Origin of the sequence: Catellatospora sp. NPDC049609, assembly GCF_040675365.1 — a bacterium.
Taxonomy (GTDB): domain Bacteria; phylum Actinomycetota; class Actinomycetes; order Mycobacteriales; family Micromonosporaceae; genus Catellatospora.
Genome location: NZ_JBFAOU010000102.1, coordinates 1 through 14,851 on the forward strand (window position 1 = coordinate 1; position 14,851 = coordinate 14,851).

The window sequence follows — 14,851 nt, forward strand, 5'->3', positions numbered from 1 at the left end:
CCTATAGGATCCTGGCGCACAGTAACCGGTTACAGTCCGCGAGGAGCACCGTGTCCGCCATCCCCACCCCGGGTCAGCTCGCCTGGCAGGAGGCCGGTTTCGGCTTGTTCCTGCACTTCGGCCTCAACACCTTCCATGGCCGCGAGTGGAGCGACGGCACCCTCGACCCGGCGACGTTCGACCCGGCCGACCTCGACGCGGCGCAGTGGGTCGACGTCGCGCAGCGCGCGGGCGCACGATACGTCGTGCTCACGGCCAAGCACCACGACGGCTTCTGCCTGTGGCCGACCCGGACCACGGACTACTCGGTGGCCGCCGCCCCGTGGCGCGGCGGGCGCGGCGACGTCGTCGGCGAGCTGGCCGCGGCCTGCCGGGCCGCGGGCATGCCACTCGGGCTCTACCTGTCCCCCTGGGACCGCAACGCCGCCTGCTATCCCGATCCCGCGGCGTACGACGCCTTCTACCTCGCCCAGCTCACCGAGCTCTGCACGGAGTACGGGCCGCTGTTCGAGCTCTGGTTCGACGGCGCGGGCTCGGAGGGGCGCGCCTACGACTGGGACGCGATCATGGAGGTGGTCGGCAGGCACCAGCCGGACGCGATGGTGTTCAACATGGGCCGGCCCACCATCCGCTGGGTCGGCAACGAGGACGGCCTGGCCGCGGACCCGTGCCGGTACACCGTCGACCGGCTGGGCAGGTCCATGTTCACCGCCGACCACGACACCCTCGACGGCGCGCGTTATCTGCCGCCGGAGTGCGACGTGCCGATCCGCGCGCACTGGTTCTGGCAACCCGACGACCTCGGCACGCTCAAGAGCGCCGAGCACCTGCTGGCGATCTGGTACCGGTCGGTCGGCCTCGGCGCGGGCCTGCTGCTCAACGTGCCGCCGGACCGCAGCGGCCGCCTCGACGAGACCGACGTCGCCCGCCTGCTGGAGGTCACCGACGAGCTGCGCCGCCGCTTCGCCGCGCCACTGCCCGCCCGGCTGACCCACGAACCGGGCCGGGCGATCGCCGACTTCGCTGAGGAGGTCGCGTTCGACCACGTCGAGCTGCGCGAGGACCTCACCTCGGGCCAGCGCGTGGGCGGCCACCAGCTCCACTGCGGCGACGCCGTGGTGGCCTGCGGCCACACCGTGGGCGTACGCCGCTGGCACGCCTTCCCCACCGTGCGCACCCGCCGCCTGACCGTCACCCTCGACGACCCGGCCGCCCGGCTGACCGCTGTCACGGCCTTCCGCACCGGCCACGAGGCCCTGCCCCGCCTGGCGGAGCAGGGCCTCATCGACGTGTCGAAAATGGACTGAGCCGGCAAGCCACCGATCCGCCCTCCCACCGCGTCACTCCAGAGGACAGGGGGCATCGGGGGGCTCGGGAAGGGCGCCTTCACGGGCTCAGGACGGCAGTGGGCGCGACAGCCCAGCTCGCCGGCCGCAGGTGAAGGTGCCCTTCCCGACGCAGCGACGGGCGAAGGAGCGATATGGCAGCGGCGCGGCGCTCACCCGGCATGGCCCCGCCGGGGCGGCGGCCGGAGCTGGACGCGATACGCACGCTGGTCGTGGTCGGGCTGATCTTCTTCCACTCCGCGCTGGTCTTCGACGAGCGCGACGACTACTACGTCAAGAACGCCGACACCACCGCGGTCACCACGGTCATCGCCGGGCTGTGCGTGGTCTGGGCGATGCCGCTGCTGTTCCTGATCGCCGGGTACGGCGCCCGTCACTCGCTGCGCCGGCGCGGGCCGGGCGGGTTCGCCGCCGAGCGGCTGCGGCGGCTGGGCGTGCCGCTGCTGTTCGCGATCGTCGCGCTGCTGCCGATCCCGCAGTGGCTGCGGCTGCACGCCGCCGGCCCCGGCTACCACGAGCCGTACTGGCGGTTCCTGCCGCGCTTCTTCGACGTGCGCCTCCAGCCCGGGGAGTTCCCGTTCGTGCTGGGCGGCGAGCACTTCGAGACCGGCCACCTGTGGTTCGTGGTGCTGCTGCTGGCCTGGGCGCTGCTGCTGTCGGCCGCGCTGCGGCTGCTGCCGGACGGCCCGGTGCGCCGCGCCCGTGACCTGGCCGCCGCGGCCGTCGCACGCCGCGGCGTGATCCTGCTGCCCGCGCTGCCGCTGGCGCTGATCTGCGCCCTGGACGGCATGGAGGAGGGCCTGGCCGGCTGGAGCCGCTGGGCATACCTGCTGTTCTTCCTGTACGGCGTGCTGCTCGCGAGCGACGAGCGCTTCCGCGCGGCGATGCGCCGTGACGCGGCGCCGGCCGCAGTGGCGGGCACCGCGCTGCTGGCCGTCGGCATGCCGCTGTTCCTGTCCATCGAGGGCGGCGACCCGTTCACCGATCTGACCGGCGCCGCCGTGACGGCACGGGCCCTCTACGGCGTCACCGGCTGGTGCTGGGTGGTCGCCATCCTCGGCCTGCTGGACCGCCGCCGCACCGGCACAGGCGCGGACCCGGTCGCCGAGCCCGCCGCCGCTGCTTCCAGCACGCCGGCCGAGCGGGCGCGGCCCGGCCTCGGCCCGCGGGTCTACGGCTACCTCGCCGTCGGGGCACTGCCGATCTACATCCTGCACCAGCCGATCGTGGTGGCCGTCGCCTACGCGGTGGTCACCTGGCACGCGCCGATCCCGGTCAAGTACGCGGCACTGGTCGCCATCGCCCTGCTGCTCACCGTCACCGCGTACGAGCTGCTGGTGCGGCGCACCAGGATCAGCCGGCTCCTGTTCGGGCTCCGTCCATAAACGACTGAAAGCACTGGCAACCGCGAGATAGGGTGCACCACATGTCATCAGCGATCAAGGTCGAGGAGCTGCGCAAGTCGTACGGCGAGCTGCGCGCCGTCGACGGCATCTCCTTCGACGTCCAGGCCGGGGAGTTCTTCGGCATCCTCGGCCCGAACGGCGCGGGTAAGACCACCACGCTGGAGATGATGGAAGGGCTGCGCCAGCCCGACTCCGGCACGGTGACCCTGTTCGGCGAGAGCCCCTGGCCGCGCAACCCGCGCCTGCTCCCCCGGATCGGCGTGCAGCTGCAGGCCAGCGCGTTCTTCGAGCGGCTGACCGCGCGCGAGCAGATCCGCACCTTCGCCTCGCTGTACGGCGTGTCCGCCCGCAAGGCCGACGAGTGGCTCGGCGTGGTGGGTCTCGAGGACATGGCCGACAAGCGCAACGAGGACCTGTCCGGCGGCCAGCAGCAGCGGCTGTCCATCGCCTGCGCGCTGGCCCACGGCCCGGACCTGGTGTTCCTCGACGAGCCGACCTCGGGCCTGGACCCGCAGGCCCGGCGCAACCTGTGGGACGTGCTGCGCGACATCAACGGCCAGGGCCGCACGGTCGTGCTGACCACGCACTACCTGGACGAGGCCGAGTCGCTGTGCGACCGGGTCGCCATCATGGACCACGGCCGCATCCTGGAGTCCGGGCCGCCCGCGACGCTGGTGCGCGACCTGGACGCGCCGACCCGCATCGCGATCGAGAGCGGCGTGCTCACCGCCGACGCCGCCCGCGCGCTGGCCGACGGCGTCGAGGTGTCCGACGACGGGGTGTCGCTGACCCTGGCGACGCGTACGCCCGCGCCGGTCCTGTCGGCGCTGGCGGAGCGGGACGCGCTGCGCGGCCTGTCCGTGCGCGGCGCCACCCTGGAGGACGTCTTCCTGCACCTCACCGGACGGGAGTACCGCGCGTGACCGGCTTCGTCAGCCTCTCTGCGGCGATGGCCCGCGGGTTCTTCCGCGACCGCACCGCCATGTTCTTCACCATCCTGTTCCCGCTGATGTTCCTGGTGCTGTTCGGCGGCCTGTTCAAGGACAGCGGCGCGTCGAAGACCGACGTGCTGCAGATCGGCTCGGTCCCGGTGCTGGAGCAGCTGCCCGCCGAGGCCGCCGCCGGGCTGGGCCAGGTGCTCGCCGTCGAGCGCACCGCCGACCGCGCGGACGCGCTGGAGCAGGTGCGCAAGGGCGACAAGGCGGCCGCGCTGGAGCAGGTCGGCGGCGAGCTGATCGTGCACTACTCGGCGGCGGACCAGGTCAAGGCGGCCACCGTGCAGGGCATCCTGGAGTCGCTGGTCCAGGAGGCGAACCTGGCCGCCGCCGGCGTCACCACCCCCGCGCTCAAGCTCAGCGCGAAGCCGGTCGAGGACGAGTCGCTCAAGGCGATCCAGTACATGACGCCGGGCCTGCTGGGCTGGGCGATCGCGACCGGCGCCACGTTCGGCGCGGCGCTGACGCTGGTCACCTGGCGGCAGAAGAAGATCCTGCGCCGGCTGCGGCTGTCCCCGGTGCCGGTCACCTCGATCATCAGCGCCCGGGTCCTGGTGAGCATCGCCATCGCGCTGGTGCAGTCGGCCATCTTCATCGGGGTGGCGCTGCTGCCCTACTTCGGGTTGCAGCTGGCCGACCAGTGGTGGGGCTTCATCCCCATCATGATCGCGGGCACGCTGGCGTTCCTGTCGATCGGCCTGCTGGCCGGGGCCGTGGCCAAGACCGCCGAGGCGGCCAGCGCCATCGCCAACCTGATCACGCTGCCGATGGCGTTCCTGTCCGGCGCGTTCTTCCCGCTCGAAGGCGCCCCGGAGTGGCTGCGCACCGTCTCGGAGTTCCTGCCGCTCAAGCACCTGGTGTCGTCGATGCAGGACGTGATGGTGCGCGGCGAGGCCTTCGCCGTCACCCTGCCCGACATCGGCATCCTGCTCGGCTTCACCGTCGTGCTGTCCGCCGTCGCCGCCGCCCTCTTCCGCTGGGACGACGCTTAGCCAGAAGGAGGGGCACCTTCTTAACCTCATAGGTAGTAGAAGGTGCCCCTCCTAACTCCCGATGACCCGGGCGCGCTCGAAGACGCACAGCGCGTGCCGGTGTACGCCCTCGGCCGGGTCGAAGTCGAACGCCCGCCGGAACCCGGCCTTCTCGCACGCCCGCACCGACGCCGTGTTCGACGTCGCCGGGTCCGCGACGACGAACCGGTTGCCCGGATACCGCACCGGCACCACGTCGCGGACGTACTCCCAGATCAGGCGCGTGCCGAACCCCTGCCCGACCAGCGACGGCTCCCCCACCGCGTAGTCGATCGACACGCAGTCGGCGCCGTCGCGGGTCACCCAGCGGGCCGTTTCGAGGTAGTCCTCCTGCGCCGCCAGCGGCGTCGACTGGACGAACCCCACGGGGTTGCCGCCGAGCAGCACCACGTCCACCGAGGTCGGCGAGGCGCCGTCGATACGCGGGCCGTACTTCTCCTCGGCCGCCGCCACGTCCTCGGGAATCCTGGCCCACCAGCGGCGGACGTGCTCGGTCCGCAGCCAGGCGACCAGGTCCGGCAGGTCCGCGCGGGACAGCGACCGGAACGCCAACGGCCCGAGCCCGACCGCCTGCGCGCGGCGGTAGCGCCCGGCCACGTGCGGCGGCCGGACCAGCTCGTCCACCTCAGACGGCGGCACCCAGGCGAACCGGTCGTGCTCGTCGTTCAGAGTCACCGCGGCGTCCGCGCCGACCTCGGCGGCGAACAGCGCCCAGCTGCCGGACAGGTCCACCGGCACCGGCGCGACCCCGGTCAGGCCGGTCTCCTCGCGCAGCTCCCGCAGCGCGGTGGCCAGGATCGGCTCACCGGGCTCCCGCCCGCCCGCGGGCGCGGTCCACGCCCACGGCCCGGCGTCGTCGGGCTCGTAGCGCCGCCGGTGCATCAGCAGCACGGCACCGTCGTCGCGGCGCACCACCACGGTCGCGCCCAGCGGCCACTCCCCCGTGTCCCCGATCCGGGACGCCTGCGGCCGCGCCATCTCAGGCCGCCCCGTTCAGGTACGCCAGCACGGCCAGCACCCGCCGGTTGTCGTCATCGGACGGCGCCAGGTCGAGCTTGCCGAAGATGCTCGCGGTGTGCTTGCCGACCGCGCTCTCCGACAGGAACAGCTTCTGCCCGATCGCCGCGTTCGACCGGCCCTCGGCCATCAGCTCCAGCACCGCCCGCTCGCGCGGGGTGAGCCGGGCCAGCGGCACGTTGCGGGACGGCTGCTGCAGCAGCTTCGCGATCACCTCGGGATCCATCGCGGTGCCGCCCGCGGCCACCCGCCGCACCGCGTCGAGGAACTGGTCGGCGTTGAACACCCGGTCCTTGAGCAGGTAGCCGATGCCGCCGGTGCCGTCGGCCAGCAGCTCGCGGGCGTAGAGCTGCTCGACGTGCTGCGACAGCACCAGCACGGGCAGGCCGGGCACCTGCCGCCGCGCCGCCAGCGCCGCCTGCAGGCCCTCGTCGGTGTTGGTCGGCGGCAGCCGTACGTCCACCACGGCCACGTCCGGGCGGTGTGCCAGCAGCGCGGCCAGCAGGTCCGGGCCGGTCTCCACGGCGGCGGCGACGGTGCACCCGTGCGCCTCCAGCAGGCGGACCAGCCCCTCCCTCAGCAGGTAGAGGTCCTCGGCGAGGACAACGCGCACGGTATCTCCATCGTCAGCACGGTCGGGCCGCCCGGCGGACTGTGCAGGGCGAGCGTTCCGTCGAATGTAGCGAGCCGCCGGCGCAGCCCGGACAGGCCGCTGCCCCGCGCGGGGTCGGCACCGCCACGGCCGTCGTCGGTGACGGTGACCCGCAGCAGGCCGCCCGCATGCCGGATGTCGACGCCCACCCGGCCGGCCCCCGCGTGGCGGGCGGCGTTGGCCAGCGCCTCGGCGACGGCGAAGTACGCCGCGGTGGCGATCGGGGCGGGCGGCTGCCCGTCCAGGTCGGCGTGCACCTGCACGGGCAGCGCGGCGTCGAGGGCGAGCGCGCGTACGGCGTCGACCAGGCCGCGCTCGGCCAGCACCGGCGGGTGGATGCCGCGCACCAGGTCGCGCAGGTCGGACAGGGCGGCGGCGGAGGTCTCCCGGGCCTGTGCCAGCAGCGCCCGCGCGGCGTCGGGGTCGCGGTCCAGCAGCTGCTCGACCGCGCCGAGGCTCAGTCCGACCGCGACCAGCCGGGCCTGCGCCCCGTCGTGCAGGTCGCGCTCGATGCGGCGCAGCTCGGCACTCTGCGCGTCGACGGCGTCGGCGCGGGTCTGCGCCAGGTGCACGACCCGCTGGGCCAGCCGCGCCGAGCGGGTGGGCGCCAGCAGCAGCCACGCCCACGCGGTGATCGCGCCCAGCACGGGACGGGCCAGCAGCACCGCGAGCAGCCCGGCGGCCAGCCCGATCGGCACGGACAGCCAGCCCGGCACGGCGGCCGCGGCGGGGATGCCCAGGGTCAGCAGCTGCCACATGTACCAGGGGCTGACCCAGATGCCGGTGATCAGGCCCAGCGGCACCGCCCACAGCGGCCAGAACAGCGCCTGCCAGAACAGGCCGAAGTAGCCCGCGCCGAGCAGCACGGCGGGCACGACGGCGGGCAGCGCGCCGAGCGGGGCGGTGGCCATCCAGAGCAGGTCGCGCCAGGTCGCCGGGTCGCCCAGGATCCACGGGAAGAACCCGGCCCGGTGGGCGCCGTCGTGGGTGGCGTACAGGGTGCGCCCGACCCGGTAGCGCCCGTCCGGGCCCGGCCCCGTCACCGGCTCACGCGCCCGGTACGGGTCGGGCAGCTCGATGCCGCCCCAGCTCGCGCACAGGCGCCGGTAGTGGTTGACCATCGGGCGGATCGCGTACGCCAGCCAGGCGATGCCGAACCCGCCGCTGACCATCGTCAGCAGCAGGGTCACCAGGAACACCGTGAACCCGGTCAGCGACAGCCCGAGCAGCAGCACGGCCTTCCACGTGTCGTGCCCGCCGCGGCTGAGCCAGGCCCCGAAGCCGGACGTGTGCCACCAGGACCGGCTCGCATGCCCAAGCCAGTGCCGGACCCACCGGCCGTGCACCCGCAGCAGCGCGGGCCCGGCCAGCAGACCGGCGACCGCCGCCGCGACACCGACCGCGACGGCCTGCCAGGCGGGCCCGCCCGGCAGCAGCCCCCACCAGGTCAGCGCCGCCTCCGGCAGGCCCGTCGCCGTGGCGGCGGCCCGGCCGGCCGCGCCGGCGCCGGCGACCGCGAGCACACCCGCCACCAGCAGCGCCGGGCCGGCCAGCGCGAGCAGGGCGCCCAGCGGGCCGAGCAGCAGCAGCCACATCCAGTCGCGGCCGGTCGCGGGGTCCTCGGTCAGCCACTCCATGCGCAGGAAGAACTGCGGGTAGCCCGGCGACTTGTACAGCTGTCCCTGGTGCTCGTACCAGCCGTCCTCGCGCTGCACCGGCACCGGCGGGGTCCCGGTGCGGTAGGGCGGCTCGACGACCGTCCGGCCCCAGTCGCCGGCCAGCCGCCGCGATACCCCCGTCATCCACCGCACCGTGACCAGCACTGCCGGGTAGGTCACCACCAGCGCGATCGAGATCATCAGCGGCAGCGAGGCGGCGAGCCCGACCGCCGCGAGCAGCGCGAGGAAGAGGCCGCGGAGCGGGGCGAGGGCGTACGACCGGATCATGCCCGCCATCGTCGCCGATCGGCGGGGCTGCGCGCACTGCCGGAAGGCGCCCGGAAAGGGTGGGGATAACTACACCCCCGGTCGGCATGCAGCGTCATACCGGGCCGTGCGCGGTGGCCCTAACTTTCTCGGCATGGCAGTCATCGAAGTCAACGGACTCACCAAGCGGTACGGCGACCGTACCGTCGTGAACGGCCTCTCCTTCACCGTCGCCGAGGGCGAGATCTTCGGCATCCTCGGCGAGAACGGGGCCGGCAAGACCACCACCGTGGAGTGCATCGCGGGGCTGCGCACCCCCGACTCGGGGAGCATCACCGTGCTCGGCCTGGACGCCCGGCGCGACCACGAGAAGCTGCGCGGCCTGGTCGGCGTGCAGCTGCAGGAGAGCCAGCTGCAGGACCGGCTGCGCGTCGGCGAGGCGATGCAGCTGTACGCCTCCTTCTACCCCCACCCCGCCGACTGGCGCGAGCTGCTGGCCTCGGTCGGGCTCACCGAGCACGTGGACAAGCCGTACGCGAAGCTGTCCGGCGGGCAGAAGCAGCGGCTGTCGATCGCGCTGGCCCTGGTCGGCAACCCGCGGGTGGCGATCCTCGACGAGCTCACCACGGGGCTGGACCCGCGTGCCCGGCGCGAGATCTGGAAGCTGATCCGCGCGATCCGCGACCGGGGCGTGACCGTGCTGCTGGTCACCCACTTCATGGACGAGGCCGAGCGGCTGTGCGACCGGCTGGCCGTGCTCGTCGACGGCCGGCTCGCCGCGCTCGACACCCCGGCGGGGCTGGTCGCCGGCGTCGGCGACGTCGACGGCTACCGCGCCAACCTCGAGGACGCGTTCCTCGCCCTCACCGCCGCCTCCCCCCTCGACAGCCGCGCAGGAGCCTGACATGTCCGCCCTCTCCCGAATGACCGGTTCCGAGGCACGCCTGTTCCTGCGCGAGCCGGTGGGCGCGTTCTTCGCGCTGGCCTTTCCCGCCATCCTGATCCTGGTGCTCGGCAACGCCATCCCGGCGTTCAGCGAACCCTCGGCCGACCTCGACGGCGAGCTGCCGATCAACCTCTACCTGCCGGTGGTGCTGGCCCTGGCGATCGGCACGGTCACCATGACCAGCCTGCTCGGCGTGCTCGCGACGTACCGTGAGCGCGGCGTGCTGCGCCGCCTGGCGACCACCCCCGTGAAGCCGTCCGCGCTGATCACCGCCCAGCTCGGCGTGAACGTGGCCGCGCTGCTCATCGGCTCGGCGCTGATGATGCTCACCGCCGTGCTCGCCTTCGGCAGCCGCGGCCCCGAGAACTGGCCCGCGCTGCTGGTCGCGTACCTGCTGGGCGCCGCCGCGATGACCGGGGTCGCCCTGCTGATCGCCGCGCTCGCCCCGAACAGCCGCGCCTCGGCCGGCATCGGCACGCTGGTCTACTTCCCGATGCTGTTCTTCGCCGGGGTGTGGACGCCCGGCCCGATGATGCCCGAGGGCGCCCGCCAGGTCGCCGACTTCACCCCGCTGGGCGCCGCGTCCCAGGCGATGCAGGCCGCCTGGTCCGGCGACTGGCCGCAGCCCCTGCACCTCGCCGTCACCGCCGCGTACGCCGCCGTCACCTGCGCCCTCGCCGTCCGCCTCTTCCGCTGGCAGTAACCCTCGGAGAAAAGGAAGGGCACCTTCTTAACGCCATGCGTAGAAGAAGGTGCCCTTCTTAACGTCCGTGCGGACTCTGCCAGGGGCCGGCCAGGCCCACCGCACGCCGCGCACACGACCGGGGCAGGGCGCCGCAGCGGCCCTGCCCCGGTCATGGGTACATCACATCGGCGGGGGCGGAACGGGGTCGCTCTCCTCGACGACGCGGCGGTCGACGGGCGTGTTGGTCACCACGGTGCGGCGCCGACCGCTCCAGATGACGGTGGTCAGGATCAGGCCCGCGGCGCCGACGGCCATCAGGATCCAGCCGACCACGTCCAGGTCGAGACCGCTGATGCTCACGTCGAGCGCGAAGGTGAGGATCGCCCCGACGGCGATCAGGAACAGGCTCGCGCCGATACCCATGTCAGTCTCCTTCCGGCGAGTGCTCGCCTCGGAGCGGCTATACCCGCCCGCGCGCCCGGCGAACCTCGCCGTCCCCGGCGGGGCGGTGATGCTCCAGCGCCGCGTGCGGATCCGCGGGCTGACCGGCCGGATCGGCGTGTACGAGCGCCGCCGTCAGCTTCGGCACCGCGTGCAGCATCCGGTGCTCGGCGTCGACCGCGATCGCGTGCGCCCGCACCACGCTCAGCTCGCCGTCCACCTCGACCGCGCACTCCGCGCGCAGCCGGTGCCCGATCCAGCGCAGCCGGACCTCGCCCACGCCGACCACGCCCGGGGTGTCCCGCAGCGTCCGCTCCACCGTGTCGACCAGCTCCGGATCGACCGCGTCCATCAGCCGCCGGTACACCTCGCGCGCCGCGTCCTTGAGCACCAGCAGGATCGCCACGGTGATCAGCAGGCCCACCGCCGGATCCGCCCACCACCAGCCCAGGGCGGCGCCGCCCGCGCCGAGCAGCACCGCCAGCGAGGTGAATCCGTCGGTCCGCGCATGCAGACCGTCCGCGACGAGTGCCGCCGAGCCGATGCGCCGCCCGACCACGATCCGGTAGCGGGCCACCAGCTCGTTGCCCGCGAACCCGATCAGCGCCGCCGCGGCGACGTACGGCAGGTGCCGTACCTCCTGCGGGTCGAGCAGCCGCCGGACGGCCTCGTACCCGGCGAACGCGGCCGAGGCGGCGATGGTCAGCACGATGAAGATGCCCGCCAGGTCCTCGGCCCGGCCGAAGCCGTACGTGTACGACCTGGTCGGGCTGCGCCGCCCGAGCAGGAACGCGACGCCCAGCGGCACGGCGGTCAGCGCGTCGGCGACGTTGTGCAGGGTGTCGCCGAGCAGCGCGACGGAGTGCGAGAAGTACACGACGACGGCCTGCGCCACGGCCGTGATCCCGAGCACGACCAGCGAGATCCACAGCGCGCGCAGGCCCTCGCGCGACGACTCCATCGCCGAGTCGACCTTGTCGGCCGCGTCGTGCGAGTGCGGGCTGAACAGGTGCCCGATCTGATGCCTGAGCCGCGCGAACCCACCGCCGTGCCCGTGCCCGTGCTCGTGCTCGCGCTCGCGCTCGTCATGACCGTGCTCGTCATGACTGTGCCCGTGCTCGTCGTGGTCATGTCCGTGCCCGTCGTGGTCATGCCCGTGCTCGTGGCCGTGGCCGTGGCTGTGGTCGTGGCCGTGGTCGTGGTCTTCGGGGTGGGCGTGGTCGTCGTGAGCGTGGTCACCGTCGTGACGGTGGTCGCCGTCAGGCTCGCGGCGGGCGTGATCGTGGCGACCGCCGCCGGTGTCACCGCCGCCGTGCCGCCCGTCGCGTCGAACACTCATGCCGCGCCTCCCGAATATGGAGCACTTCCACAGTCACCACACCTGCGTGGTGAGTACAGCAAAGATGTCGTGGACCGCGCCGCGACTCACCGGCCCGCCGTGATGCGGTCGGCGAGCCGCACCGCGGCGTCCATCACCTCGGCGCCCTCGAACAGCACCGCGTCGTTGTGGTCCGCCCCGTCCACCGCGGTGACCTCGACCGGCCCGGCGGCCGCCGCGGCGACGGCGCGGCTCTGGTCGGCGGGCACCACCGAGTCGTCGGTGCCGTAGACGACGGCCGTCGGCACGTCCACCCGCGTGATCTGCTCGGCGAGCGGGAACCGATCGCGCAGCATCGTCCGCACCGGCAGGAACGGGTAGTGGGTCGCGGCCGTCGCCGCCAGGTCCGTGAACGGCGAGCGCAGCAGCAGCCCCGCCGGCGGGTGCTCGACGGCAAGGCCGGTGACCACGGCGCACCCCAGGCTCTCTCCGAAGTAGATCAGCCGGTCCGGCCGCACCCCCGCCTCGTCCACCAGATGGCGGTACGCAGCGCGCACGTCCAGCGCCAGCCCGGCCTCGGACGGGCTGCCCGGATTGCCGCCGTACCCCCGGTAGTCGAACAGCAGCACGGCGAAGCCGCGTTCGGCCAGCTCACGGGCGACGACGGCCCGCCCGGCGCGGTTGCCGCCATTGCCGTTGGCCACGAGCACCGCCATGCCGCGGTCGGGGCCGGTGGGCGGCACCAGCCAGGCGCCCAGGTCGAGCCCGTCGGTGGTGTGCAGGGTGACGTCACGGGCGCCCGGCAGCGCAGCGCCCGCCGGTCCGGCGGGCGACGTGTCGGGCAGGTAGATGAGCCGCCGCTGCAGCAGCCACAGCGCGGTCAACAGCAGCACGACCACCAGCAGCACGATCAGCGCGGGACGGATCACCGAGGATGCCTTCAGCACCGCTTCATTCTCCGCCCCGGCACACCCCGCGGCCCAGTCCTGCCCAGCCTCCCGGCCGGACCGAAGGCCAGGCGACCTGGAATGTGATCGCGAGATCGTGTCGCAACCTTCACTCTCACCACACTTTCTGACACAGACTCGCGATCTTGCCCGCGCACGTCGGTGGCGGTCAGCGGTCGGCGGCCAGGCGGAGGCCGAGAGCCACGAGGACGGTGCCGGCGAGGGCGTCGATGGCGCGGCGGACCCGGGCGGCAGTGCGACCGCTGCCGGTCCACCAGCGGCGGGCCAGGTCGACGCCGCCGATGAGCAGGGCGAACCAGATCATCGCCTCGGCGTCGTGGACGAGCGCGAGCAGCACGCCCATGGGCAGCGCGGGCACGCCGTCGGGCAGGAACTGCGGCAGCAGCGCCACATAGAACAGGCCGACCTTCGGATTGAGCAGGTTGGTGAGGAAGCCCCGTCCGAACGACCGCCACGCCGATCGTCCGGCGCGGGGCGACCCGTTCGCGATCGGAGTTCCCGGGTCGGCCTGCGCTTCCGCTGCGGTCGCGCCTTCCGGCGGGGCCGCTGCCTTCCGGGAGCGCCAGGCGTCGCGGATCATCAACGCTCCGATGACGACCAGGTAGGCGGCGCCCGCCACGCGCATCACGGCGTACGCGGTCGAGCTGGCCAGCAGCAGCGCGGACACTCCGGCGGCCGCGGCGGCGCCCCAGATCAGCGCGCCGGTGCAGATGCCCGCCGCGGTGGCGTACGCGTGCCGGCGCCCCTGTGCCACGGCGACCCGCAGCACGAGCGCGGTGTCCGCGCCCGGGACGATGGTGAGCAGCCCGGCGACGAGCGCGAACGAGGCCAGCGCGGAGGCGACGGTCATGGCCCGCAGTCTGTCACACCGGATCGGGCCGCCGGTCGGCTCGCGGCAGCGGGTAGTCGGGCAGCCGCAGGGCCGTGGTGCGGTCGTCGGCGGTGCGCAGCATGAGGTTCAGGAAGTACGGCCGGTTGAGCAGGCTGTTGCGCAGGCGCGCGGCCCAGGCCCGGCGTGGGGCGAGGAACCGGCCGGTGTTCTGCCCGCCCTGCTGCCCGCCCCGGGCGTAGCCGCGCAGCAGCCGCTCGTAGCGTCCGAACGCGACGGTGTGGTCGCCACCGGCGGCGGCCAGCTCCCCGGCGAGCACGTACGCCCCGACGATCGCGGTGCCCGCGCCCATGCCGCCGATGGTGGCGCCGCACGCGGCATCGCCGAGCAGCGCGATCCGGCCCCGGGACCAGGGCGTGACGTCGATGCGGCAGATCGCGTCGAAGTACAGGTCGGTCGCGGTGGGCAGCGCGGCCAGCAGGCGCGGGGTGTGCCAGCCCATGCCCCCGAGCGCGGTGGCGATGAGCTCGCGCTGGCGCCCGGTGTCGCGGCGGTCGTAGTCCAGCTCCGGGGAGGCGAACGCGACGAACGCGGACGCCCGCGCCGCGTCGCGGTGGTCGCCGCCGATGCTCGCCATGCGGCCGGGCTCGTTGTAGAGCAGGCTGGTCCGGCCGAGCCCGGGGAATCCGGGCACCTCCCAGGTGGCCACGTAGTAGCCCTGGTGGCTGAGGTGGCGCCCGTGCGGCCCGTACGCCAGCAGCCGCACCGTCGAGCGCACCCCGTCCGCGCCGACCACCAGGTCGTAGGTGGCGCGGTCGCCGCGGGCGAAGTCGACCTCGACGCCGTCGGCCGTCTGCGTCAGCGCGGTCACCGTGTCGCCGAAGCGGTACTCGGCGTACGGCGTGCTGTGCTCGTACAGGATGCGGCCCAGGTCGCCGCGCAGCACCTCGACCTCGCCGCCGGCGAAGTCGGCGGGCAGCTCCATCAGCCGGCGCCCGGCGGCGTCGACGAAGCGCATCGGCGAGCCGCCGGTCTGCGCCCGCCGCAGCTCGTCCAGCACCCCCATGCGCTCCAGCACGGTCAGGTGCGCGCCCCGGAAGTCGACCGCCCCGCCGCCGGTACGCGGCCCGGCCGCGATCTCGACGACGGTCGGCCGGAACCCGGCGCGGCCCAGCCAGTACGCGAGGGCAGGTCCGGCGATGCCGGCTCCCGAGATCAACACAGTGCGCATGACGCCTCCCCCAACTGTGTCCGGCGGACACTGTTTCTAACTGTGTATGCTAGACACAGTT

General features: G+C 73.7%; 14 protein-coding genes. 6 read left to right on the top strand and 8 right to left on the bottom strand.

The annotated features are described in order from the left end of the window. Positions 1-50 precede the first annotated feature (50 nt). The 4 genes from AB0J67_RS25160 (at position 51) to AB0J67_RS25175 (ending at position 4,739) form a co-directional block, all read left to right on the top strand. The gene (locus AB0J67_RS25160) at positions 51-1,307 is read left to right on the top strand and encodes an alpha-L-fucosidase (RefSeq protein WP_363485900.1); all 1,257 of its coding nucleotides are present in this window, start codon (positions 51-53) and stop codon (positions 1,305-1,307) included. A gap of 173 nt (positions 1,308-1,480) precedes the next feature. After that, positions 1,481-2,731, top strand: coding sequence for an acyltransferase family protein (locus tag AB0J67_RS25165; RefSeq protein ID WP_363485901.1), 1,251 nt, complete (start codon positions 1,481-1,483; stop codon positions 2,729-2,731). Between the two features lie 41 nt (positions 2,732-2,772). Then, entirely contained in the window at positions 2,773-3,675 is a 903-nt protein-coding gene (locus tag AB0J67_RS25170; protein WP_363485902.1) for an ABC transporter ATP-binding protein, read from the top strand. After that, entirely contained in the window at positions 3,672-4,739 is a 1,068-nt protein-coding gene (locus tag AB0J67_RS25175; protein WP_363485903.1) for an ABC transporter permease, read from the top strand. Before AB0J67_RS25170 ends, AB0J67_RS25175 begins: the two co-directional genes overlap by 4 nt. A gap of 51 nt (positions 4,740-4,790) precedes the next feature. Here the strand turns inward: AB0J67_RS25175 and AB0J67_RS25180 are convergent, their stop codons facing one another. From AB0J67_RS25180 to AB0J67_RS25190, 3 genes are read right to left on the bottom strand one after another with little or no spacing between them, the layout of a single operon-like run. Next, positions 4,791-5,756: a GNAT family N-acetyltransferase gene (locus AB0J67_RS25180; RefSeq protein ID WP_363485904.1), complete on the bottom strand. Its 966-nt coding sequence runs from the start codon at positions 5,754-5,756 to the stop codon at positions 4,791-4,793. 1 nt (position 5,757) lies between these two features. Next, positions 5,758-6,408, bottom strand: a complete 651-nt coding sequence (locus AB0J67_RS25185) for a response regulator transcription factor (RefSeq protein ID WP_363485905.1) — start codon at positions 6,406-6,408, stop codon at positions 5,758-5,760. Then, on the bottom strand, positions 6,372-8,393 hold the full coding sequence (locus tag AB0J67_RS25190; protein WP_363485907.1) for a histidine kinase: 2,022 nt from the start codon (positions 8,391-8,393) through the stop codon (positions 6,372-6,374). The genes AB0J67_RS25185 and AB0J67_RS25190 overlap by 37 nt, the downstream gene beginning before the upstream one ends. A gap of 133 nt (positions 8,394-8,526) precedes the next feature. Between AB0J67_RS25190 and AB0J67_RS25195 the strand changes: the two genes are divergently transcribed. Both AB0J67_RS25195 and AB0J67_RS25200 read left to right on the top strand, forming a co-directional pair. Further along, on the top strand, positions 8,527-9,276 hold the full coding sequence (locus tag AB0J67_RS25195) for an ABC transporter ATP-binding protein (RefSeq protein ID WP_363485908.1): 750 nt from the start codon (positions 8,527-8,529) through the stop codon (positions 9,274-9,276). A 1-nt stretch (position 9,277) separates the two neighbouring features. Continuing rightward, positions 9,278-10,021 carry an ABC transporter permease gene (locus AB0J67_RS25200; protein WP_363485909.1) on the top strand — a complete coding sequence of 248 codons (744 nt, stop codon included), beginning with the start codon at positions 9,278-9,280 and terminating at the stop codon, positions 10,019-10,021. Between the two features lie 162 nt (positions 10,022-10,183). Here AB0J67_RS25200 and AB0J67_RS25205 read toward each other — a convergent pair whose 3' ends face one another. The 5 genes from AB0J67_RS25205 to AB0J67_RS25225 form a co-directional block, all read right to left on the bottom strand. Further along, the gene (locus AB0J67_RS25205) at positions 10,184-10,426 is read right to left on the bottom strand and encodes a DUF6458 family protein (RefSeq protein ID WP_203744383.1); all 243 of its coding nucleotides are present in this window, start codon (positions 10,424-10,426) and stop codon (positions 10,184-10,186) included. 37 nt (positions 10,427-10,463) lie between these two features. Further along, the gene (locus AB0J67_RS25210) at positions 10,464-11,783 is read right to left on the bottom strand and encodes a cation diffusion facilitator family transporter (protein ID WP_363485910.1); all 1,320 of its coding nucleotides are present in this window, start codon (positions 11,781-11,783) and stop codon (positions 10,464-10,466) included. An 86-nt stretch (positions 11,784-11,869) separates the two neighbouring features. Further along, the gene (locus tag AB0J67_RS25215) at positions 11,870-12,709 is read right to left on the bottom strand and encodes an alpha/beta fold hydrolase (RefSeq protein WP_363485911.1); all 840 of its coding nucleotides are present in this window, start codon (positions 12,707-12,709) and stop codon (positions 11,870-11,872) included. A 169-nt stretch (positions 12,710-12,878) separates the two neighbouring features. Next, positions 12,879-13,580 carry a LysE family translocator gene (locus AB0J67_RS25220; protein ID WP_363485912.1) on the bottom strand — a complete coding sequence of 234 codons (702 nt, stop codon included), beginning with the start codon at positions 13,578-13,580 and terminating at the stop codon, positions 12,879-12,881. 13 nt (positions 13,581-13,593) lie between these two features. Beyond that, entirely contained in the window at positions 13,594-14,790 is a 1,197-nt protein-coding gene (locus AB0J67_RS25225; RefSeq protein ID WP_363485913.1) for an FAD-dependent monooxygenase, read from the bottom strand. Positions 14,791-14,851: the final 61 nt, after the last annotated feature.